Source organism: Massilia horti (assembly GCF_004614195.1).
Taxonomy (GTDB): Bacteria; Pseudomonadota; Gammaproteobacteria; order Burkholderiales; family Burkholderiaceae_D; genus Telluria; species Telluria horti.
Window position 1 is genome coordinate 50,656 of sequence record NZ_SPUM01000031.1, and the last position, 22,845, is coordinate 73,500.

Consider the following 22,845-nt stretch of genomic DNA (forward strand, 5'->3'; position numbering starts at 1 on the left):
ATGACCAAAACCGCCTTGATCTGCGGATCGCTTGCGTTCGACAAGATCATGCAGTACCACGGCCGCTTCGCCGATACCCTGCTGGCCGACCAACTGCACAGGGTGAACGTTTCGTTCCTGGTACCGACGCTGCGCACCGAATTCGGCGGCTGCTCGGCCAACATCGCCTACAACCTCAAGATGCTCGGCGGTGATCCGCTGATCATGGCGACCATCGGACAGGACGGTGGCGAGTACCTCGATCGTTTTCACAAGCTCGGCATCGAAACCCGCGCGATTAAAAAGATCGACCATGCCTACACCGCGCAGTGCTTCGTCACCGCCGACCAGGACAACAACCAGATCAACGCCTTCCACCCGGGCGCCATGCAGTTCGCGCACGAAAACAATGTGGCGGACCAGGGCAAGCTGGCAGTCGCGATCGTCGCGCCGGATGGCCGCGACGGCATGCTCAAGCACGCGCGCGACTGTGCCGAACTGGGCGTGCCGCTCATGTTCGACCCTGGCCAGCAACTGCCGATGTTCAGCGGCGATGAACTGATCAAGTTTATCGAGCAGGCGGCCTACCTGGCCGCGAACGACTATGAATTCGAAATGATCCTGGACCGCACCGGCCTGACGCCTGGCGACATCGCGCAACGGCTGGAAGCGCTGATCGTCACGCGCGGCGACAAGGGTTCGGAAATCCACGCCGGCGGCCAGCGTTACGACATCCCTGTGGTGCCCGCTGCAGCGGTGGTCGACCCGACCGGCTGTGGCGACGCGTACCGCGCCGGCTTGCTGTACGGGATCACGAATGGTTTCGACTGGCCGACCACGGGCCGCATCGCGAGCCTGCTGGGCTCGATCAAGATCGCGCACCAGGGCGGGCAAAACCACTCGTTCACGCCGGCTGAAATCGCGGACAAGTTTGAAGCCGCGTTTGGCTACCGCTACTGATCAGGCGGCCATGGGACATGGGCGGTCTTCCCGCCCATGTGCTCGAATCAGATAAGAATACCCGGCCTGCTCAAATAAACGCAGCGGCCCTGGCCAGGATATGCTGCAAGATCTGCAGCAGGATGAGCGCGACCAGCACCGACAAGTCGATGCCGCCGATCGGCGGGATCACGCGGCGAATCGGCCGCAACAGCGGATCGTTGAGCGCATGGACGAACGGCGCCAGCGGCGCATGCGGATTGATCCAGCTGAACACCGCCTCGATGATCAGCAGGGCAATGAAGCCGTAAATGATCCAGTTCAGCAACCGGAACACGGCGCCCACGACGATTAGCTCGGCGGACGCGCCGCCAAAATACATGATCGAGTTCGCGATCAGGACGACGAGGAAGGCGCCGATCAGGCTGGCCCAGTCGAATCCACCCACTCCCGGAATGATGCGCCGGATCGGCTTGACCAGCCAATCGCTCAAGGTGTACGTGAACTGCCCCACGGACATCGGCGGACGCACCCGAATCGCCTGCATCCAAAAGCGCAGCAGCAGCACCCCGCCCAGCACACCGGCGACGGTATTGACGATTAACTGAAGAATTCCGAACACGACGTCTCCTCTAAAAAAAAACCGCTGTGTGACCATATCACACAGCGGTATTTTGCCTTATTCAGGCACAACTAACTACATTACTTACGGGCGGCTGCTGGTCGGAAACGGCCAGGCGGCTGCCGGCGAAATCACCGTCTTGGCCTGCGGAGCCGGAGCTGCCGGAGCCTGTGCCTGGGCGGGAGCTGCTTCAGGCTTGGCTGCCGCTTCCGGTTTGGCTTCAGGCTTGGCTGCGGCTTCCGGCTTGGCTGCCTCGGCAGCCTTCGGAGCTGCCGGCTTTTTCGCGGCGGCCTTCTTCACTGCCGGCTTGGCGGCCGGTGCAGCTGCTGCTGCCGGCTTGGCAGCTTCAGGCTTGGCTTCCGGTTTTGCAGCAGCCGGCTTGGCGGCGGCTTTCTTCACTGCCGGTTTGGCGGCGGCTTTCGGCGCTGCCTTGGCTGCCGGTTTGGCTGCAGCCTTGGCCGGAGCAGCTACTTTCTTGGCTGCCGGCTTAGCTGCGGCCTTGGCCGGAGCTGCTGCTTTTTTAGCTGCCGGTTTGGCTGCGGCCTTGGCCGGAGCTGCTGCTTTCTTGGCTGCCGGTTTGGTAGCGGCTGCCTTTGCGGCGGGCTTGGCGGCTGCCTTCTTCGCTGCCGGTGCGGCTGCTTTCTTGGCTGCCGGTTTTGCGGCTACTTTGGTTGCGGCTGCTTTTTTGGCTGCCGGCTTGGCGGCTGCCTTGGTTACTGCCTTCTTAGCTGCCGGCTTGGCTGCTGCTTTTTTAGCTGCCGGCTTGGCTGCTGCCTTTTTAGCTGCGGGCTTGGCGGCTGCCTTGGTGGCTGCTGCCTTTTTAGCTGCCGGCTTGGCGGCTGCCTTGGTTACTGCCTTTTTAGCTGCCGGCTTGGCGGCTGCCTTGGTTGCTGCTTTTTTGGCTGCCGGTTTTGCGACGGCCTTGGTAGCTGCGGCTTTCTTGGCTGCCGGCTTGGCGGCTGCCTTGGTCACTGCTTTCTTGGCTGCCGGCTTGGCGGCTGCCTTGGTTGCTGCGGCTTTCTTCGCTGCCGGCTTGGCTGCTGCCTTGGCGACTACTGCTTTCTTTGCTGCCGGCTTGGCTGCTGCCTTGGTTACTACCGCTTTCTTCGCTGCCGGTTTGGCCGCTGCCTTGGTAGCTGCTGCTTTTGCTACCGGCTTGGCTGCTGCCTTCTTGGCTGCCGGCTTGGCGGCAACTTTGGTTGCTGCGGCCTTGGTTGCGGTTGCCTTCTTCGCTGCCGGCTTGGCGGCTGCCTTCACTGCCGATTTGGCGGCGGCCTTCGCTGCCGGCGTGGCGGCCTTGGCTGCCGGTTTGGCGGCTACCGCTTTCTTGGCGGTCGGTTTAACTGCTGCGGCTGCCTTCGCGGCCGGTTTTGCAGCAGGTTTTGCTGCTGGTTTCTTAGCGGCTGTTGCCATTTTTGTTCTCCTTCATCTGCGATGAGAAAAATACGCTTCAAGGTTTAAACCCGTCCAACCCTCCGGGGTCAGGCGAATTATTCATCGGCACAAACGCTTTCAATTATTTGCGCTAATGAATTCGGCACCAGCTGAACTGCTGCAACTCCTCACGATTGCAGCACTTCAGCCATCGTCGTCGAGAACGCCAAACGACGGATCGGTTGGTACAAGTGCGCAGCTCAATCGCGGCCCGGCCGCCAAAGCGAAAAGAAAAAGCCGCCGTGCCTGAGCCTGGTCAGGCAGTGCGGCTTGTTTTTTTCGCGAGGCTTTCGTGCATACTGATTGAATCAGCGTCCCATTTTTTCGATCGATTTGCCGCGGTGAAAACGTTCGAAAAAACGCAACGTTCACACTTTGACAAATTCAATCACGTAAAGTACACGAAAACCTTGTCAACGCGCAACTGGCGCACGTTATTTTCACGCAGACGTTGCGCATTCGAGGACGAAACCGCCCTGTTTTTGTCGAATTCATCGTTCGATGCGTTGTTTTGCGAGACGGCTTGCGTGCGCATCGGAAAACAAAAAGCCCCGCAGGTTTAAGCCTGCGAGGCTTGATGTTTGCTGCGATGTTGATGTGGTCGGCGTCAGTCCCCGTTCATCTCGAAGAAGAAACGCTCCTTCTTCAGGTCGATCATCCCTTTGCCAGTTTCGCCTTGTAGCGCAGCAGGGCTTCGAGGAAGTAGTAATCGCCGTAGTTAAGCGGCACGTCGATCTCGCTGTTGGCCGGTTTGTGTCCGGTCGCGTGCTTGAGCAGAAAGCCGCCGTTCTCGCCCGGATGCGCCAGGTACTGCGGCGAGGACAGGCTGCGCAGCTGCTGTTCGGCGAATTCGACGTAGCGCTTGCCCAGCGCGGGCTCGACGTAGTCGCTCAGCTCGAGCAGCGCGCTTGCCATGATCGCCGCGGCCGACGAGTCGCGCGGCGCATTCGGGATGTCCGGAGCATCGAAGTCCCAGTACGGCACTTTATCGGCCGGCATGCGCGGGTGCTGCATGATGAAGCCGGCGATTTTCTGCGCGTGCTGCAGGTACTCGGGCTTCTTCGCCTCGCGGTACATCATCGTGTAGCCGTACAGGCCCCAGGCCTGGCCGCGCGCCCAGGCCGAGCCGTCCGCATAGCCCTGGTGCGTCACCTTCGAGCGCACCTTGCCGTCCGCCGGATCGTAGTCGACCACGTGGAAGCTCGACCCGTCCGGACGGAAATGGTTGCGCAGGGAGGTGTCGGCATGGGCGATGGCGACCTCGCGGTAGTACGGGTCGCCGGAGGCGCGCGCCGCCCACATCAGCAGCTCGAGGTTCATCATGTTGTCGATGATGACCGGGTAGGTCCAGTCGCGGTCGGCGCGCACGTTCCACGACTGGATGCTGCCGACCTTCGGGTTGAACCGGGTCACCAGCGTGGTGGCGCCGGCCAGCAGCACATCGCGGTAGCTGGCGTCGGCACCCAGCCGCAGCCCGTTGCCGAAGCTGCTGTTGAGCATGAAGCCTACGTCATGGTTGGACTTGTCGAACTTGGCACGCTCGACTTCCTTCGTGTAGCGCACGGCCGCGGCGCGCCACTTCTGGTCGCCGGTCGCTTCCAGCAGATACCACAGCGTCCCCGGGAAGAAGCCGCTGGTCCAGTCGCGCACGCCGACCAATTTGACCTGGCCCTGATCGAGCGTACGGGGAAAGCCCGGCTTGTCCTTGATCGCATCCAGCAAATCGCTGTACTGGCGGGTGGCGATGTCGAAATCGGTTCGGATGACATCGGCCATCGGCTGCGCGGCCTGCAGCTGGGCGGCGCCAAGCATCAAAGCCAGGGCGCAAACGAGGTGCTTCATGTTCTTCATGGGGACTCTCTCAGGTCGGAAGTTCATCGGCGGCCACCGGGGCCGCCACGTTCAGTACATCGGGCCGGCGGTGACGAACGGGCCGCCCATGTAATAAGTGGCCGGGTCGCCGTCGTCCGGGCGCTCAGCGGTATCCGGGAACAGGTGCTTGAACTGGCGCGAGCTGTCCTTCGGCCTGAAGCCGAGGTGGGCGGCCTTGCGGTTGTCCCACCAGCTGGCGTCGTTGTCGGACGTGCCGAATACGATAGTGTGCCCGACGCGCGGCGCGAACAGCGCGCAGCGCACCAGTTCGGTCAGGTCGTCGTAGCTGAGCCAGGTGGTCATCATGCGCGCGTTCTTCGGCTCGGGGAACGACGAGCCGATGCGCACGCACACCGTTTCGATGCCGAAGCGGTCGTAATAGTAGCGCGACAGCGCCTCGCCGAAGCATTTGCTCAGGCCGTAAAAGCCGTCGGGGCGCAGCGGCGCGTCGGCGTCGATCACGTCGGTGGTGCGGTAAAAGCCAGTGGCATGGTTCGAGCTGGCGTAGACCACGCGCTTCACGCCCGCCTTGTGCGCAGCCTCATACAGGTTGTGCAAGCCAAGGATGTTCGCCTGCATGATCGGCACGAACTTGTCTTCGACCGAGATGCCGCCGAAGTGAAGCACCGCGTCCACGCCCTGCAGCAGTTCGAGCATCGACGCGTTGTCGGCCAGGTCGCAGCACATGACTTCTTCCCCGTCCCCGGCGGGACCCACGTCGCGCAAGTCGGACAGGCGCAGGATGTCGGTCCACGGTTTGGCGCGCTCGCGCAGCACTTTGCCAAGGCCGCCGCCAGCGCCGGTCAGCAGCAGGCGGCCGAATTTCTTTTGAACAGAAGGTTGGGTCATATCGCTTCGATGAAAGTAGCAGGTGAATGTGTGCGCGGCGGTCCCGCACGGCGGCAGAACCGGGGTGCGCACTCTGAATAAACGTTTAACTCAGAAGCATGGTAGCTTTTAAAAATGCCGCAGGTCAACCCAGAAAATCGCCCGGTCTGGCGGCAAAGTTCATCCTTCACTCTCGTCTTTACCAGACGCGATGCCCCAGCATGCCATGCTGTCGGCCGGATACAGAACGCAGGGTGTCGGCAGTTAGTGCAAAATAGCAACACCGCTTTCCATATCGCTTTACCAATTAAAAAAGGCTCCATACAATAAGTTAAACGATTTACCTGCAGCGTACCCGCATGCCAGGTAGTCGGCAAGAAGCCGCGCAGCGGCGACCAACAATTGACGGAGACCAAATGCAACAGTTCCCACGCCGCAGTGCCCGGCATATCCCCCTTCGCCCCTTGAGCGCAGCCATCGCCCTGGCCATGTTCGGCCTCGCCGGCGCGGCCCAGGCGCAGTCCACCGCGGCCCAGGACGCGGCAGCGTCCGGCAGCGCGCCGGCACAGGCTGACGCCGACGCGCCGGTGGCGGTCGCCACGACGCCGTCGGTGATCGTGACCGGCATCCGCCAGTCCTACGCCGACGCCGTCAACATGAAGCGCGACACGCTGGAAATCACGGACAGCATCTCCTCCGACGGCCTGGGACGCTTCCCCGACCTGAACGTGGGCGAGGCGATCCAGCGCATTCCGGGCGTGCAGATCAACCGCGAAGCTGGCAATCGCGACGCGACCATCAACCTGCGCGGCCTGCCCGGCACCTTCGCGCTGACCACCATCAACGGCATGTCGTTCGCGCAGCCGGTGCTCAATGGCTCGACGCCGCTGGGCGCCTTCAACTCCGACATCTTCAGCGCGGTCACCGTCATCAAAAGCCCGACGGCAGCGGAACAGCCCGGCGGCCTCTCCGGCAACATCGACCTGAAGTTCCAGCCCGCCCTCTCGCGCAAGGACGGCGGCGCTGCCGAATTGGGCGTCGAGTACGACGAACTGGGCAAGCTCACCACGCCAAACGGTTCGATCTCGTTCAACAAGCACTTCAGCCGCGACCTGGCGGTGTTCGGGGTGTACGCGTACAAGAAGGAGAAGTTCCGCCGCGATTCGACCCAGATCCAGGATTACGACACGCTGACGGCGGGCAACCTCGGGCTCACCTCGGCCCAGTTCGATGCCCTCTATCCCAAATCGACTTATCCGACCGGGATCCAGTTCCCGGGCCAGATCCGCCAGACCGTCAAGGCCAACGAGGGCGGCACGCATAGCGCATCCGGCGGCATCGGCTGGCGCCCGAACCGGCAGACCCAGTTGAGCCTGACCGGCTATGCCAGCCAGCGCAAGCTGGACGCGTCGAATCAGTACCTGCAATACGTCGACCCGACCGGCAGCTCGAAACTGTCGAACCTGGGCCAGCCGTATTTCATCGAGGAGACCGATGCCAATGGCAAGGTCCAGAAAAACGCCTACATCAACTCCTTCGACTACACCAACGCCTCGATCACCGATTCGCTCCGCTCGGCTCCGCTGCTGCAGAAAACCGGCGGCCTGACCGCGCGCGCCGAATGGGATCTCGAGGACTGGACCCTGGCCGCGGACCTGCACGGCTCGCGCGCCGAGAACCGCCAGGACCAGCTCTCGATCGACATCGTCCAGACCGCGCGCACCGGCTCGGCCACCAACGGCACCTCGGGAAGCTACTATTCGGGCGGTTCCAACCTGGCCGACTCGGTGCTGAAGCTGGTCACGCCAAACGCCAGCCATATCAACCCCGGTCCGTACGACCAGCGCGTCGGCACCTCGGTCACCCAGGCGCGCAATAACAACAACGACCGCTTCGGCGTCACCGGCACCAACGGGCGCGCACAGACCAGCGTCACCGTAGGCCAGGTGTCGGCCGAGCGCACCTTCGCGGACGGCTTCTTCAAGTCGGTCAAGATGGGCGCGCGCGCGGAAAACAACGAGTTCGTATCGACCGGCACCCGCAACACGGCCCAGGGCATCAAGTTTGACGCCATCACCTCGGATCTGGCCATCGCCAATCCCTACGTCCCGACCTTTGCCAACGGCTACATCCCCGGCTACAGCCCGAACTGGATCGCAGTCGACATCCCGGCGGTCCTGAAGGCGGTCACTCCGGTGACGCTGCTGCCTGGCCAGACGCTGACCCCGTACGGCCTGGTCAACAACGATGCCGACCCGGGCTTCTCGTCATATAACTTCTCGGTCAAGAACAAGATCGCGTCGGCCTACGTGGCGGGCATCTTCAGGACCAGCCTGTTCGGCCTGACAGTGCGCGGCAACATGGGCGGCCGCTTCGAGCATACCGACGAAACCGTGGAATCCGTCGACACCTCCAATCAGACCGTCAAGATCCCGGGCGGCACCAAGGTGGTGACCACCCGCACCCCGCGCGAATTCCATCAGTCGTACCACAACTTCCTGCCTTCGATCGTCACCCGTGTCGACCTGAACAAGCAACTGACGGTGCGTGCGGCCGCCTACAACACCTTCGTGCGTCCGCAACCGCGCGAGATCACGCCTGCCACCGTGGTGACCGAGCCGGCGGAAGGCAGCACCACGCCGACCTACAGCGTGCTGCTCGGCAGCGCCGACCTCAAGCCGTACACCGCGCATTCGTTCGACCTGGCGCTGGAGTGGTACAACCGGCCAAGTGGCCTGGTTGCACTGACACTCTTCCGCAAGAACGTGGAAGGCATCGTCGGCGCCGTGCGCGACCCGAACAAGCTGTGCCCGGCGGACGCCAACTGGCTCGGCCTGGGCAACTTGCACATCGTCGGCAACCAGTGCTACAGCGACATCATGGTGAACGTGGGCACCCAAGCCGCTCCGTTGATGCAGGCGGCCAAGGTGAATATCAGCGGCGTGGCCAACCAGCAGGCGATCAGCGTCAAGGGCGTGGAATTCAACGTCCAGCAAAACCTGGACTTCCTGCCGGCGCCCTTCAATAACCTGGGCGGCGCGTTCAACTATGCCTACACCACCATCGACGGCAAGAACGACGATGGCACGCAGGCGACCCTGCCCGGCGTCTCGAAGAACAACTACAACCTGATCGCGTACTACGAGACCAAGAAGTGGGGCGTGCGCACCGTCTATAACTACCGCAGCGACTACGACCTGGCCGCCGGCGGCACCTTCAACGGCGCGGCCCGTACCGTGAAAGGACGCGGGCAGCTCGATTTCTCGGCCAGCTACTCGTTTGAAGGCGGCTACAAGATCTCGTTCAACGCGTTCAATATGACCAATGCAGTGCGCGAGGAGTACGAGAACGACCCGATGAAGCCGCGCCGCCTGGACGTGGACGGCCGCACCTTCCAGGTCAAGATGAGCAAAAGGTTCTGATGGTGGCCGGGGGCGCGTGAAAGCCCCCTTTCGCGCAACGCCGTCCTGCCTTTGGCACTCGTGACGGACAAAGCGGTTTTTAGAAGATAGATGAAGGAGATGACCATGTCTCGCCAAATTCGCGCCGGCCTGTTGAGCGCTGGCCTGCTGTTCTCGCTCGGCTGCGGCGCCGCATCGGCATGCAATGCGCCGCCGCCTGCGGTGATCGACATCGACGCCAACAGCTACTACACCGACAGCCACCATTCGATCATCGACCCGGCCCGCAAGGCGCGCAACGAAGCCGCCACCAAGCCGGTCAACGACTACCTGGAGGTCGTGGCGCGCGCCGCCAGCAACTACCAGGCCAAGCAGGACCGCGGAGAGGCGCAATGCGCGCTGGCCTGGCTGGCCAGCTGGGCCGACCACAAGGCCATGCTGGGCAAGATGACCACCGAGCAGTCGTTCTATACCCGCAAGTGGACGCTGGCCGGCCTCGCGCTCAGCTACGCAAGGGTCAAGCCTGCCGCCACCCCGGCGCAACAGGAAAGCATCGAAGGCTGGTTCAAGGCGCTGGCCGATGGCACGATCGAGCATTCGGAAGCCCACAAGGGCAACCGCAACAACCACTATTACTGGGAAGGCCTGGCGGTGGCCGCCGCCGGCGCCGTCACCCATGAGGAGCGCCACCTGGCGTGGGGCCGCAAGGTGTTCGATCACGCGATGGGCCAAGTCGCCGACGACGGCTCGCTGCCGCTCGAAATGGCGCGCGCTTCCCGGGCCTTGAGCTACCACTCGTTCTCGGCCGCCCCGCTGGTCATGCTCGCCTCGGTCCTGAACGTGCAGTCGCCCAAGCTGGACAAGCTGGTCAAGTTCACACTCGACGGCACCGCGGATCCGGCCATCATCCAGAAGATGAATGGTTTCGCGCAGGAGCATGTCGGGACCGACGTGCCCGGCTGGGCGGTCATCCATGCCCGCCATGCCGGCAAACCGGTCGCCCCGGCAAACGGCAAGCGCAACTGGAACGCCCGCATGGGCGGCGACCTGAACCTGCCCAATCCGCTGGAGCATCCGGCGGCGAACTAGCAGGCATCCCGCGCGACGAGCCGCGCCACCTCTGCGCGCGGCTCGGCGCAGGCTCCTGATCACCCGCCAGTCAGTGCGCCCCTGCCATGCCGTACGGTGGCCGGGGCGCTGTTTCATCCACCTTCCGAGGTCATTAAATGAATACGAGATTTGCGATCGCGCGGCGTAGCCTCACCCAGGCGGCAGCAGGCATGTTGATGCTCGCCGCCACCATCTGCGCCTGGGCCGGCCCGCGCAGCGAAATTGCGCTGGACGCCAACTGGCGCTTCACGCTTGCCGAAGGAAGCAGCGCCTGGTCGGCGCCCAGCTTTGACGACGCGGCCTGGGAAGCGGTGGCCCTGCCGCACACCTGGAACAACTTCGACGGCCAGGATGGCGGCAACGACTACCACCGCGGCACCGGCTGGTACCGCACCCGCTTCTCGCTGCCGGCCACCAGCGCGGGACAACGCGTGCTGGTCGAATTCGACGCCGCCAGCAAGGTGGCGGAGGTATTCGTCAACGGCAAGCCGGTCGGGTCGCACACCGGCGCCTTTGCCCGCTTCCGTTTCGACATTACCGATGCGGTCCATGCGCGCGGCGACAACGTGCTGGCGGTACGGGTCAACAACGCACCGAGCCAGATCGTCCCGATCAGCGGCGACTTCACCCAGTTCGGCGGACTGTATCGCAAGGCACGGCTGTTGCTGACTGCCCCCGTGCACATCGCCACCCTCGATTACGCTTCCTCGGGCGTCTACCTGACCACCCGCAAGCTCGATGAGCAGGCCGCGCAAGTGGAGGCGCGTGTGAAACTGGCCAGTGACGCCAAGACCGCCTTCAAGGGCACGCTGCGGGTCCGCCTGCTCGATGCCCAGGGCAAGGTGGTCGCCGCTGCGGACCAACCGGCGTCAATCGGCGCGGGCAAGAACGCCGAGCTGTCGCTGCCGCTGCGGGTGGAGCGCCCGCATGCGTGGAACGGCACCGCCGATCCGTACCTGTACCGGGCCGCCGTCGAACTGGTCTCTGGCGGCAAGACCCTCGATGCAGTCGAGGTGCCGTTCGGGCTGCGCACCTTCGAGCTCGCGCCAGGCGCCGGCTTTATCCTGAACGGCCGTCCGCTCGCCCTGCACGGTGTCAACCGCCACCAGGACCGGCCGGACAAGGGCTGGGCCATCGACGAGGACGACAAGCTGCAGGACATGGCGATCATGCAGGAAATGGGCGTGAACGCGATCCGGCTGGCGCACTACCAGCACGACCAGGAGTTCTACGACCTGTGCGACGCGAAGGGCATGGCGGTGTGGGCGGAGTTCGGCCTGGTGAACGAAGCGCCGCTCGAGGCGGCCGCGCAGGACAACGCCGGGGAACAGCTGCGCGAAATGATCCGGCAGAACTACAACCACCCGTCGATCATCGTCTGGGGCGTTGGCAACGAAACGACCGGCCGCAACGGCGACGACGCGGAACAGCGCGCGGTGGCGCTGGTGACGCGGCTGACGGCCCTGGCGCGCGCGGAAGACCGCAGCCGAGCGCCGGTCTACGCCTCCCACCACGGCCTGGCTGACCCGCGCAACCTGCTGACCGACGCCATTGCCTTTAACAAGTACTTCGGCTGGTACAGCGGCGCCTATGCCGACCTGGGCGAGTTCCTGGACCAGTTCCACGCCGCGCACCCGCAAACGCCGGTCGGCATCAGCGAATACGGCGCGGGCGGCAGCATTTACATGCACGAGGACCACCCGCCCGTGCGCGTACACCAGGCCAAGGGCGCCTGGCATCCGGAAGAATGGCAGACGGCGTACCACGAACAAGCCTGGCTCCAGATCGCGGACCGGCCGTGGATGTGGGGCACCTTCGTATGGAACATGTTCGACTTCGCCGCCGACCAGCGCAAAGAGGGCGACCTGTACGGCCGTAACGATAAGGGCCTGGTCACCTACGACCGGCGCACGCGCAAGGATGCGTTCTACTGGTACCAGGCCAACTGGACCAGCAAACCGATGGTGCACATCGTCTCCAAGCGGTTCTGGGAGCGCAGCCAGTCGCAGATCGAGGTAAAGGTGTACTCCAATGCCGATGAAGTCGAGCTGAAAGTGAACGGCGTGTCGCTCGGCCGCAAGGCGCCGGACCATCACCGCCACGTGTGGGCGGCGGTGGAGCTGCAGCCGGGCCCGAACCGGGTCGAAGCCTACGCCTACCGTGCGGGCAAAGTCGTGGCGGCGGACTGGGGTGGCTTTACCTACCGCGCCGACGGCGATCCGCGCCCGAACCGGGCGGTGGCCGAACTGGACGCGGCGGCCAAGGCCGCTGCAGCGACGGCGGTGAAGGCGCCCTGAATACAAGCCTGAGCGCGATGTCCCTGTGCCCAGGCGAATGCTAGCGGTCCGCATACTTCCGCGTGGGCACGGGGTGCCCACCCTACTTGATAAAGCCGACCGCAAACTGCATCGACCCGAAAGCAAAAAGCCCCGCAGGTTTGCGCCTGCGGGGCTTTTGCGATTCGCAGCCTGGGATCAGTCCCAGTTCAGCGCACCGCCGGTCTGGTACTCGGTCACGCGCGTCTCGAAGAAGTTACGCTCCTTCTTCAGGTCGATCATCTCGCTCATCCACGGGAACGGATTTTCCTCGTTCGGGAACAGCGGATCCAGGCCAATCTGCACCGCGCGGCGGTTGGCGATGAAGCGCAGGTAGCTCTTGAACATCGGCGCATTCAGGCCCAGCACGCCGCGCGGCATGGTGTCCTCGGCGTAGCGGTACTCGAGCTCGACGGCCTTCAGGAACAGTTCCTTGAGCTCCTCGCGGAACTCGGCGGTCCACAGCTGCGGATTTTCCATCTTGATCGAGTTGATCAGGTCGATGCCGAAGTTGCAGTGCATCGACTCGTCGCGCAGGATGTACTGGTACTGCTCGGCGGCGCCGGTCATCTTGTTCTGGCGGCCCAGCGCCAGGATCTGGGTGAAGCCGACGTAGAAGAACAGGCCTTCCATCAGGCAGGCGAACACGATCACCGACTTGAGCAGCTTCTGGTCGTTTTCGATGGTGCCGGTCTTGAATTCAGGGTCGGTCAGGGTCTCGATGAACGGGATCAGGAACTGGTCCTTGTCGCGGATCGAGGCGATCTCGTTATAGGCGTTGAAGACTTCCTTCTCGTCCAGGCCCAGCGACTCGACGATGTACTGGTAGGCGTGGGTGTGGATCGCTTCCTCGAACGCCTGGCGCAGCAGGTACTGACGGCATTCCGGCGCGGTGATGTGGCGGTAGGTGCCCAGCACGATGTTGTTGGCGGCCAGCGAGTCGGCGGTCACGAAAAAGCCCAGGTTGCGCTTGACGATGCGGCGCTCGTCTTCGGTCAGGCCGTTCGGGCTCTTCCACAGCTCGATATCGCGCTGCATGTTCACTTCCTGCGGCATCCAGTGGTTGGCGCAGCCGGCCAGGTATTTGTCCCAGGCCCACTTGTACTTGAACGGAACCAGCTGGTTCACGTCGGTCTTGCCGTTGATGATGCGCTTGTCGTCCGCGTTCACGCGCTTGGCGACATCGGCCGCGGCGGCGCCTTCGGTCACCGGCGCAGCTGCCGGCGTACTCGTGGTTGCTTCATCGTCCCATGACAACGACATATTTTTTCTCCTTGATTGACCCGTTGGGCGATGTGTCCAACACGGTCAATATTGTTAGCTGAGAGACCGTCGTTCCCGCGCAGGCGGGAACCCATAGGCCGCGTGAATGTCGGCTCAGCATGGGTTCCCGCCTGCGCGGGAACGACGTGCTAAGTTTTACTCTTAAATCTGCTTACTCGATTACTGGCAGGCTTCGCACTCTTCAAAGCCCGGGTCGCCCGGACGCAGGTAGCAGGCCGCGCCCTCCACCACGTCCGGCGTAGCCGCCGGTGCCGGGGCCGGAGCGGCAGGGCTTGCCGCCGGCAGGCCGCCGGACACAGGCACCGCGTTCAGCGCGCCGGTGCGGGTGGTCGACTTCTCCATGTGCGTCGCCGCGATGGTGCGCAGGTAGTAAGTCGTCTTCAGGCCGCGCAGCCAGGCCAGCTTGTAGGTCTCGTCCAGCTTCTTGCCCGATGCGCCGGCCATGTAGATGTTCAGCGACTGGGCCTGGTCGATCCACTTCTGGCGGCGCGAGGCGGCTTCCACCAGCCACTTCGGTTCGATCTCGAACGCGGTGGCGTAGATGTCACGCAGGTCCTGCGGCACGCGGTCGATGCGCGAGAGCGAACCGTCGAAGTACTTCAGGTCGGCGATCATCACCTCGTCCCACAGGCCGCGCGCCTTCAGGTCGCGCACCAGGTACGAGTTGATCTCGGTGAATTCGCCCGACAGGTTCGACTTCACGTACAGGTTCTGGAAGGTCGGCTCGATGCAGGCCGACACGCCGATGATGTTCGAAATCGTCGCCGTCGGGGCAATCGCCACGCAGTTCGAGTTACGCATGCCGAACTTCTTGATGCGGTCACGCACCACGCTCCAGTCCATGGTCTCGGACAGGTCCTGCTCCAGGTAGCCGCCGCGCTCTTGCGCCAGCAGCTTGATCGAGTCCTGCGGCAGGATGCCGCGGTCCCACAGCGAACCTTCGTACGACTGGTAGCGGCCGCGCTCTTCGGCCAGCTCGGTCGATGCCAGGTAGGCGTAGTAGCAGACGGCTTCCATCGAGCGGTCGGCGAACTCCACGGCCTTCTCGGAGGCGAACGGCACGCGCATCATGTGCAGGCAGTCCTGGTGACCCATCACGCCCATGCCCACCGGACGGTGGCGCAGGTTCGAGTTTTCCGCCTTCTTGACGGCGTAGTAGTTGATGTCGATGACGTTGTCCAGCATGCGCATCGCAGTGCGGATCGTCTTCTGCAGCTTGACCACGTCCAGGCCGTCGCCCTTCATGTGCGCCGGCAGGTTGACCGAGCCCAGGTTGCAGACCGCGATCTCGTCGGCGTTGGTGTTCAGCGTGATCTCGGTGCACAGGTTCGACGAGTGCACCACGCCCACGTGCTGCTGCGGCGAGCGGATGTTGCACGGATCCTTGAAGGTGATCCACGGGTGGCCGGTCTCGAACAGCATCGAGAGCATCTTGCGCCACAGGTCCATCGCCTGCACCTTCTTGAACACGGTCATGTCGCCGCGCGCTGCCCTGGCTTCGTACGCCACGTAGGCGTCCTCGAAGGCCTTGCCGACCTTGTCGTGCAGGTCGGGCGTTTCGCTCGGCGAGAACAGGGTCCACTCGCCCTTTTCCATCACGCGCTTCATGAACAGGTCCGGAATCCAGTTCGCGGTGTTCATGTCGTGCGTGCGGCGGCGGTCGTCGCCGGTGTTCTTGCGCAAGTCGAGGAATTCCTCGATGTCCAGGTGCCAGGTCTCCAGGTAGGCGCAGACCGCGCCCTTGCGCTTGCCGCCCTGGTTCACCGCCACGGCGGTGTCGTTGACCACTTTCAGGAACGGCACCACGCCTTGCGACTTGCCGTTGGTGCCCTTGATGCGCGAGCCGAGCGCGCGCACCGGGGTCCAGTCGTTACCCAGGCCGCCGGCAAACTTCGACAGCAGCGCGTTTTCCTTGATCGCGTCGTAGATGCCTTCCAGGTCGTCGCCGACCGTGGTCAGGTAGCACGAGGACAGCTGCGAGCGGCGGGTGCCCGAGTTGAACAGGGTCGGGGTCGAGCTCATGAAGTCGAAGCTCGACAGCAGGTTGTAGAACTCGATCGCGCGCGCTTCGCGGTCGCTCTCGCGCAGGGCCAGGCCCATCGCGACGCGCATGTAGAACGCCTGCGGCATTTCGATGCGCACTTCACGCACGTGCAGGAAGTAGCGGTCGTACAGCGTCTGCAGGCCGATATAGCCGAACTGCAGGTCGCGGTCGGCGACCAGCGCCTTGGACAGGCGCTCCAGGTCGTACTTGCCCAGCTCGGGATCGAGCAGCTCGTTGTCGATGCCCTTGGCGATGTATTTCGGGAAGTAGGTAACGTATTCCGCGGCGGCCTGCGCCTGCGGCACTTCGCGGCCGAAGATCTCCTTGCGGATCGAGTGCAGCAGGATGCGCGCGGTGACCTGGCTGTAGGCCGGATCCTTTTCCATCAGTGCGCGCGCGGCCAGCACGGCCGACTTGTGCAGCTCTTCGACCGGCACGCCGTCGTACAGGTTCTTCAGGGTCTCGGTCAGGATCGCGTCGGCGTCGACGTGCTTTTCCAGACCGGAGCAGGCGGCGTTGATCAGGCTAGTTACCTTGTCCATGTCCAGCGGACGGCGCTCGCCGTTTTCGATCACGTGGAACTGCGGCGTGGCCACTTGCGTGGCGCCGGCGGCCTCCTTGGCCAGGCGGCGCTCTTCCATGCGCTTGGCGCGGTACAGCACGTACTCGCGCGCGACGTCGTGCTCGCCCGAGCGCATCAGCGACAGTTCAACCTGATCCTGCACGTCTTCGATGTGGAAGGTGCCGCCGTTCGGCTGGCGGCGCACCAGCGCCCCGACCACGTTGTTGGTCAGCTGCTCGACCAGGTCGCGCATGCGCGCGGAATCGCGCACCTGCTCGCCGTTCACGGCCAGGAACGCCTTGGTCATCGCGACCGAAATCTTGTTTGGCTCGAAAGCGACCACGGCGCCGTTGCGGCGAATGATGCGGTAGTCGCCGCCTGCGACCAGTTCAGCCGCGCTGGCGCCCGACGTCGCTCCTGGGGTGACGTGCTGCGGATTGATTGAAGTGTCGTGAGAATTTTGCATTGAGCCTCCAGGAAGAGCATGCAGTCGTGCTGCCGCCGATTGTTTTTCAGTAGACCGCGCGGGCGCGATCCCCCAGCAACAAAAGCAAAGGCTGCCCCGGCCGGCCGTGAATGACCACGGCTGGCAATGAAGTCAGCTTTGGATATTTGACGATTCGAATGGCAGTACTACTGCCGCACTTGCTTTACTACGGGTTTTGGTACCAGCCCTGCTACCACTATATCTAGTAGCAGGCTTTGAGTTCGGACTAATTGTAGTGCCTGCCCGCGCGGCTCTGCAAGTGAATAAATTTCCAATTTTCGAGTGCGAACGCTTGACATTTCCAATGCTCAATCGCATGCATGTTTCACGGTTAGCGGGCACTAACGTGGCTGCTTCCATGCTTTCCGATGCGGCGGCCATGGCCAGGCATTGCACGTTTAATATGCATGCTGCACTGGCAAAAAGGCAACAATGTGACCGACCCTGTTTTGGACATTCCCCAGTTGATATTGCGATTCGATGTATTCATGCGGCACGAATATATGCTGTTTATGTTTCTTACATATGAACAAGTATGCCCCGCCGGCTGTTCTGCACGATCCGGTACATTCGCTTGCACACCCTGCTCGCGCATACCGTAGGGTGTGCACGGAGTGCGCACGCGGTGCATAGCGTGCCGAAAGTTGGCTTTGCCGCGAGCCAGGATACGCAGACCGCTTGCGCACGGGGTGCGCACCCTACGCCTCTGCATTTTATTCGGTAGCGCCTTCGCATATCGCAACGTCGCTATGCCAACGTCCTCCCCGGTCAAGGCAACTATCGATTCGCATCTCGCGGGCGACCCAGATCCCTAAACAAACACTCACTAATACACCAATAGTAATAGCCAGAATTTTATGTCTATTCATAGGGTGACCTCCCCCGGAGTTCACGGTTCCGGCGCATGGATGTCCAATTTCTGCATCGTGTATCGTAGCTGGCGCAGGCTGATGCCGAGCAGGCTGGCCGCCTGGGTGCGGTTGAACTGGGTCTGGTTCAGCGCACGCAGCACGATGTCGCGCTCGACCTGGTTCAGGTATTCAGGCAGATTTGAGGGAAGCTCGTCCGGGCCGAGCGCCGGCGCGGCGTTCGAAGGCGCGGCGCTTGAGGGCACGGCTTCTGGGGCAGATACAGGCTGCGGCTCGGGAGCGACTGGCGGTGGAGCCGCCACTTCCTGCACCGCCGGCGCCTCGGCCACCCGCGCCGCCTTGAGCGAAAGGTCCTGGACCTCGATCACGCCGTCATTCGCGAACGCCAGTGCGCGTTCCAGCACATTTTCCAGCTCGCGCACGTTCCCGGGGAACGAATAGGCGCGCAGCGCATCGAGCACGCCGGGACCAAGCGAAGCCTTGCCCTGCCCCGCAAGTTTGGCGAGGATCGCCTCGCACAGCACCGGCAGGTCATCGAGCCGCTCGCGCAGCGGCGGCAGCGCCAGCTCGATCACGTTCAGCCGGTAGAACAGGTCCTGCCTGAACTTCCCCTGCTCGACGCACCGGGCCAGGTCCTGGTGTGTGGCGCTGATGATGCGCACGTCAACCGGCTCCTCGGCGGTTGCGCCGATCTTGCGCACGCGCCGTTCCTGGATCGCGCGCAGCAGCTTGACCTGCATCGGCAGCGGCAGGTCCGCCACCTCGTCCAGCAGCAGGGTGCCGCCGTTCGCGGCCTGGAAGAAGCCGTCGCGCTCCTCGGCCGCGCCGGTAAAGGCGCCCTTGCGGTAGCCGAAGAATTCCGCCTCCATCAGCGTTTCGGGAATCGCACCGCAGTTCACCGCGACGAATGGCTTGGCAATACGCGAGCTTTGCGCGTGGATCTCGCGCGCGGCGAGCTCCTTGCCGCTGCCCGATTCGCCGGTGATCGCAATCGGGGCCATCGAGCGCGCCAGCCGCCCGATCTGCGCGCGCAGCCCCTGCATGGCGGGAGAGTCGCCGATCAGGCGCGAGGGTTCGCTTGAACCGCCGCCGGCCTGCCCCGGCTGCGGGCTTGACACGCGCAGCGCCGATTGCACCATCATCCGCAGGTCTTCCAGCACCACCGGCTTGGTCACGTAGTCAAAAGCGCCGGCCTTGAGCGCGACCACGGCGTTCTCGGCGCTGCCGAAGGCGGTGATCACGGCGATCGGCGTGGACTTGTGGCTGGCAGCGACTTCGCGCACCAATTCCAGCCCGAGTCCGTCGGGCAGGCGCATATCGGTCAGCACCAGCGCGTAGTCGTTGCGTTCGAGGTTCGCGCGCGCTTCCCTGAGCGTGGCGGAGGTGTCGACGTCGAGCCCCATCTTGAGCAGGGTGATCTCGAGCAGCTCGCGCAGGTCCGCTTCATCGTCAACGACCAGAATGCGTGGAGAACTCATGGCACTGCCTTTCAATTACTTGCAGGGATGCGTCAGCCCGCAACCGGCTGCGCGAAGGTGATCACAAAACGGCCGCTGGCATCTTGTGCGCCGTGGGCGCCGTCCTCGAAGCGGTATTCGTAATCGAGCATCGCCCCGTTGTTCAGGCACAGTTCGCGTGCCAAGTACAGCCCCAGCCCCGTGCCCTTGCTCGACGTGGTGTAGAACGGCTCGAACAGGTGCGCCCGCACTTGCGGGGTAATGCCGGGGCCGTCGTCCTGCACGTGCAGTTCGATGTGGCCCGCAGCGTCACGCTCGGGAAAGATGCGGATGCTGGCGGACGCGCGGCTGGCGTAGCGGATCGCGTTCGTCAGCAGGTTGACCAGCACCTCGCGCAGGTGCAGCGCGTCGAAACGGACCTCGGCCTCGCCCGCCGCGCCGATCCACACCATATCTTCAGGCAGGCCGTGGGTTTCCGAAAATTCGGCCTTCAGCTCGGCCAGGAAGACTTTCAATCGTACCGGTTCGGCATTCGGCTGGGCCTTGCGCGACAGCTGCAGGATGTCCTCGACCATGCGGTTCACGCGCGCCACGTTATCGCCCACGATCTTGAGCAGACGCGTCTCGGTGGGGCCGGACAGGTCCTCGGCCAGCAGCGCCGTGGCGTGGCCGATCGCGGACAAGGGATTGCGCACCTCATGTGCGATGCTGGCGGTCAGGCGCCCCATCGAGGCCAGCTTGAGCTGCTGCGCCTGGCTTTCGATCGCGCTCACGTCCTGCATGAAGATGACGATCCGTTCAAGCGCTTCGTCGGGCGTGTCGACCCGTGCGAAGCGCAGCTTCAGGTGCGCCGGCTGGTCGAGCCGCCCGCGCCGGGCGCCTCCGCCGTTCCACGGCTTGACGGTCACGTAGGCCGGATCGTCCGATGCCGCGCCGCTGTTGTGCGGCACCCGCAGCCACGCCGCGAATGCCTGCGCGATCGGCTCGAACGACGCCACCTCGCCCAGCCGAAAGAGCGTCGTGCCGCCGTCCAGCCCCAGCATCCGACGCGCCGACGGATTGCCGGTGAAGACCAGGCCGTCGTGCCCGACCACCAGGATGCCGTCGTCGACATCGTCGATGACAATCTCGTTGATCGCCTGCTGGATCTTGAGGTCGACGCCGCGCCGCGCGGCCAGCTCTTCCTGGCCGATCAGCCGGCTGGCCAGGCGGTTAAACACCAGCACCACGGAGAACAGCGCCGCGCCGGTCAGCCCGGACTGCACCAGCGGCGGCTCGACGTCAAACAGCAGCAGCTGATAGACGCTTTCGGCCAGCAGGAACAGCGTCGCCAGCGCCGCCGAGAACAGGGCCAGTACCAGCGGCGCCAGGATCGCCGCGCCGGCCAGCGGGAACAGGTAGAGGATGCCCAGGCCGCTGCGCAGGCCGCCCGCGTCCAGGTACAGCAGCGAGATCGCGATGATGTCGATCGCGACCTGGCTGCCCAACTGCGCCATGAAGCGCCGCTTCCAGCAGGTGGTAACGATGGCAAACGCCAGCGCCAGCACCAGGTAGGAGATGCAGGTCTGGGCATAGATCGACCCGACGATGCTGTGGGCCAGGCGGGCGTCGAAGACCAGGTAGAGCAGCAGCACCAGCGCAATGACGATGCGCGTGATGTTCAGTGCCTGCAGCGAGCGCCAGAAGGTCGCGCGCGACTGTGCCGATAGCGGCTGCCTGCGAGACATCGGCGCTTAATTTTTGGGCGGCAGGCGCACGTGCGCCGGGCAGCAGTATTCACGCCCGTCCGCGGTCACGGCTTCCGATGCAGGAAAATACACGCCGCAGTGCGCGCAGCTGGTCATCCGCTCCGATTGCGGCTGGGGTGGCGCGGCAGCGGGGCGCTGCCCCGCCGCGGGCGTGGATTTGGATGCGAGTTCGCGCAGCTTGGCGCGAATGGCGAACACCACCAGAACCGCCAGTGCGATCCAGAACAGCAGGCGGCTCATACAATCCCCCGGTGCAAGATGACTTCAAGGACAAAACGACTGCCGACGTAAGCCAGCACCAAGGTTGCGAATCCGGCCAGCGTGAAGCGCAGCGCGGTCTTGCCGCGCCAGCCGCGCCAGCGGCGGCCGGCCAGCAGCGCGGCGAACAGCAGCCAGGACAGCAGCGCGAACACGCTTTTGTGATCCCACTTGAGGGGGCGGCCAAACAGCTGTTCGGAAAACACGATCCCGGACAGCACCGTGAGGCTGAGCAGCACGAAGCCGATGCGGATCAGGCGGAACAGCAGCTTTTCCATCGTCAGCAGCGCCGGCAGCTGGTCGAGCGCCGCGCCGAGCCAGCCGCCCTTGGCTTGGCGGTGCGTGTGCAGGCGCGACTCCTGCAGCGCCATCAGCACGGCATGGAAGGCGGCGATGGTGAGCGTGCTGTAGGCCAGCACCGCCACCGCGATATGCCAGCCGAAGGCCGGTCCCTGCAGCGGCATCAGGCTGCCGGGGAAGATCGCCGGCAATGCCGCCGCGGCGCACGCGCACGGCATCACCAGCCGGCGCAGGCCGTCCAGGGCAAAATTCCGGTTCTCGACCCAATAGGCGGCGACCGAAACCCACAGCGCGGCCGATAGCATGATCGCAAAGCCCACGCGCAGGCTGCCGGCGGCGGTCATGTCCAGCCACAGGCCAGCGCCGTGCACCAGCCAGGCCAGCGCGGTCATGCCGGAGATGAGCGCGCCCTGCCGCGCAGGCAGCAGCGCGCACACCGCGTACAGCGCGGCGGCGGCGAAGAAAAAGGTAGTCTGCATAGGCGACAAGTCTACACCATCGGCAATGGCTGGGGTCAGGTGCCGCCGCCCAGTCTGCTCAATCCACTGCCGCCTGGCGCAGCTCGTCGCTGTGGTGCCGTTGCTGTTCTTCCATCACCAGCATGCCCAGCTCGCGCTTGAGCTCATTGAACTCTTGCGCCGACGGGTCGCGCATGCGGGGAAGATCAACCAGGATGTCGCGCTTGATCGTGCCCGGCCGGTAGGTCATCACCACGATCCGGTCGGCCAGGTAGATCGCTTCCTCGATGCTGTGGGTGACGAACAGGATCGTCTTCTTCAGCTCGGCCCACAGGCGCAACAGCTCGTCCTGCAGGTTGCGCCGCGTGAGCGCGTCGAGCGCGCCGAACGGTTCGTCCATCAGCATGATCGGCGAATCGAGGGCCAGCACGCGGGCGATCGCGACCCGCTGGCGCATGCCGCCCGACAGGTCCTTGGGATAGCGCTGGCGGAAGTCCGACAGCGACAGCATCCCGAGCAGCTCGCCCACCCGGCGCTTGATCTCATCAACCGGCACGCGCTTGATCTCCAGGCCAAAGGCGACGTTCTGCTCAACCGTCATCCACGGGAACAGCGCATACTCCTGGAACACCATCCCGCGCTCCGGTCCCGGTGCGGTGACCAGCGCGCCGTCGGCCGTGATCGTGCCCATACTTGGCGGCGCGAACCCGGCCACGGCGTTGAGCAGCGTCGACTTGCCGCAGCCGGAGGGGCCGAGCAGGCAAACGAATTGGCCGCCGGGGATGTCAAGATCGATATCCTTGAGCGCCACCACGTCGCGCCCGCCGCTGTCGAACACCTTGTTCACGCCCTCGATGACAATGCGCGATCCGCTCATA

The 22,845-nt window shown here is 64.0% G+C and carries 16 protein-coding genes; 5 read left to right on the forward strand and 11 right to left on the reverse strand.

The annotated features are described in order from the left end of the window. Positions 1 to 939 (forward strand): carbohydrate kinase family protein, encoded by a 939-nt coding sequence (locus E4O92_RS05075; protein WP_135188664.1) that lies wholly within the window; start codon positions 1 to 3, stop codon positions 937 to 939. A gap of 70 nt (positions 940 to 1,009) precedes the next feature. On the opposite strand, the gene E4O92_RS05080 is transcribed toward E4O92_RS05075, so the two are convergent. Continuing rightward, complete coding sequence (locus E4O92_RS05080; protein WP_135188665.1) at positions 1,010 to 1,576, reverse strand: YggT family protein; 567 nt, start codon at positions 1,574 to 1,576, stop codon at positions 1,010 to 1,012. 48 nt (positions 1,577 to 1,624) lie between these two features. Beyond that, positions 1,625 to 2,953, reverse strand: a complete 1,329-nt coding sequence (locus E4O92_RS05085; protein WP_135188666.1) for a hypothetical protein — start codon at positions 2,951 to 2,953, stop codon at positions 1,625 to 1,627. A gap of 155 nt (positions 2,954 to 3,108) precedes the next feature. Between E4O92_RS05085 and E4O92_RS05090 the strand changes: the two genes are divergently transcribed. Continuing rightward, positions 3,109 to 3,537, forward strand: a complete 429-nt coding sequence (locus tag E4O92_RS05090; RefSeq protein WP_135188667.1) for a hypothetical protein — start codon at positions 3,109 to 3,111, stop codon at positions 3,535 to 3,537. Between the two features lie 91 nt (positions 3,538 to 3,628). Here the strand turns inward: E4O92_RS05090 and E4O92_RS05095 are convergent, their stop codons facing one another. Beyond that, positions 3,629 to 4,825 (reverse strand): glycoside hydrolase family 88 protein, encoded by a 1,197-nt coding sequence (locus E4O92_RS05095; protein WP_206076814.1) that lies wholly within the window; start codon positions 4,823 to 4,825, stop codon positions 3,629 to 3,631. 51 nt (positions 4,826 to 4,876) lie between these two features. After that, entirely contained in the window at positions 4,877 to 5,695 is an 819-nt protein-coding gene (locus E4O92_RS05100; RefSeq protein ID WP_135188668.1) for an NAD-dependent epimerase/dehydratase family protein, read from the reverse strand. A gap of 395 nt (positions 5,696 to 6,090) precedes the next feature. Here E4O92_RS05100 and E4O92_RS05105 point away from each other — a divergent pair, with 395 nt between their 5' ends. The 3 genes from E4O92_RS05105 (at position 6,091) to E4O92_RS05115 (ending at position 12,482) form a co-directional block, all read left to right on the forward strand. Next, complete coding sequence (locus E4O92_RS05105) at positions 6,091 to 9,096, forward strand: TonB-dependent receptor (RefSeq protein WP_167759695.1); 3,006 nt, start codon at positions 6,091 to 6,093, stop codon at positions 9,094 to 9,096. Positions 9,097 to 9,201: 105 nt separating this feature from the next. Continuing rightward, complete coding sequence (locus E4O92_RS05110; RefSeq protein ID WP_135188670.1) at positions 9,202 to 10,164, forward strand: alginate lyase family protein; 963 nt, start codon at positions 9,202 to 9,204, stop codon at positions 10,162 to 10,164. Positions 10,165 to 10,301: 137 nt separating this feature from the next. Further along, positions 10,302 to 12,482, forward strand: a complete 2,181-nt coding sequence (locus E4O92_RS05115) for a glycoside hydrolase family 2 protein (protein ID WP_135188671.1) — start codon at positions 10,302 to 10,304, stop codon at positions 12,480 to 12,482. A 177-nt stretch (positions 12,483 to 12,659) separates the two neighbouring features. On the opposite strand, the gene E4O92_RS05120 is transcribed toward E4O92_RS05115, so the two are convergent. The 7 genes from E4O92_RS05120 to E4O92_RS05150 form a co-directional block, all read right to left on the reverse strand. Beyond that, the gene (locus E4O92_RS05120; RefSeq protein ID WP_135188672.1) at positions 12,660 to 13,763 is read right to left on the reverse strand and encodes a ribonucleotide-diphosphate reductase subunit beta; all 1,104 of its coding nucleotides are present in this window, start codon (positions 13,761 to 13,763) and stop codon (positions 12,660 to 12,662) included. Positions 13,764 to 13,943: 180 nt separating this feature from the next. Beyond that, positions 13,944 to 16,856, reverse strand: coding sequence for a ribonucleoside-diphosphate reductase subunit alpha (locus tag E4O92_RS05125; RefSeq protein ID WP_135188673.1), 2,913 nt, complete (start codon positions 16,854 to 16,856; stop codon positions 13,944 to 13,946). Positions 16,857 to 17,766: 910 nt separating this feature from the next. Continuing rightward, on the reverse strand, positions 17,767 to 19,224 hold the full coding sequence (locus E4O92_RS05130; protein ID WP_135188674.1) for a sigma-54-dependent transcriptional regulator: 1,458 nt from the start codon (positions 19,222 to 19,224) through the stop codon (positions 17,767 to 17,769). A gap of 32 nt (positions 19,225 to 19,256) precedes the next feature. Continuing rightward, on the reverse strand, positions 19,257 to 20,930 hold the full coding sequence (locus tag E4O92_RS05135; RefSeq protein WP_135188675.1) for a sensor histidine kinase: 1,674 nt from the start codon (positions 20,928 to 20,930) through the stop codon (positions 19,257 to 19,259). Positions 20,931 to 20,936: 6 nt separating this feature from the next. Continuing rightward, positions 20,937 to 21,191 (reverse strand): PP0621 family protein, encoded by a 255-nt coding sequence (locus E4O92_RS05140; protein WP_135188676.1) that lies wholly within the window; start codon positions 21,189 to 21,191, stop codon positions 20,937 to 20,939. Continuing rightward, positions 21,188 to 21,988, reverse strand: coding sequence for a cytochrome C assembly family protein (locus E4O92_RS05145; protein ID WP_135188677.1), 801 nt, complete (start codon positions 21,986 to 21,988; stop codon positions 21,188 to 21,190). The genes E4O92_RS05140 and E4O92_RS05145 overlap by 4 nt, the downstream gene beginning before the upstream one ends. 58 nt (positions 21,989 to 22,046) lie before the next feature. Next, on the reverse strand, positions 22,047 to 22,844 hold the full coding sequence (locus tag E4O92_RS05150; RefSeq protein ID WP_135188678.1) for an ABC transporter ATP-binding protein: 798 nt from the start codon (positions 22,842 to 22,844) through the stop codon (positions 22,047 to 22,049). Position 22,845 lies beyond the last annotated feature (1 nt).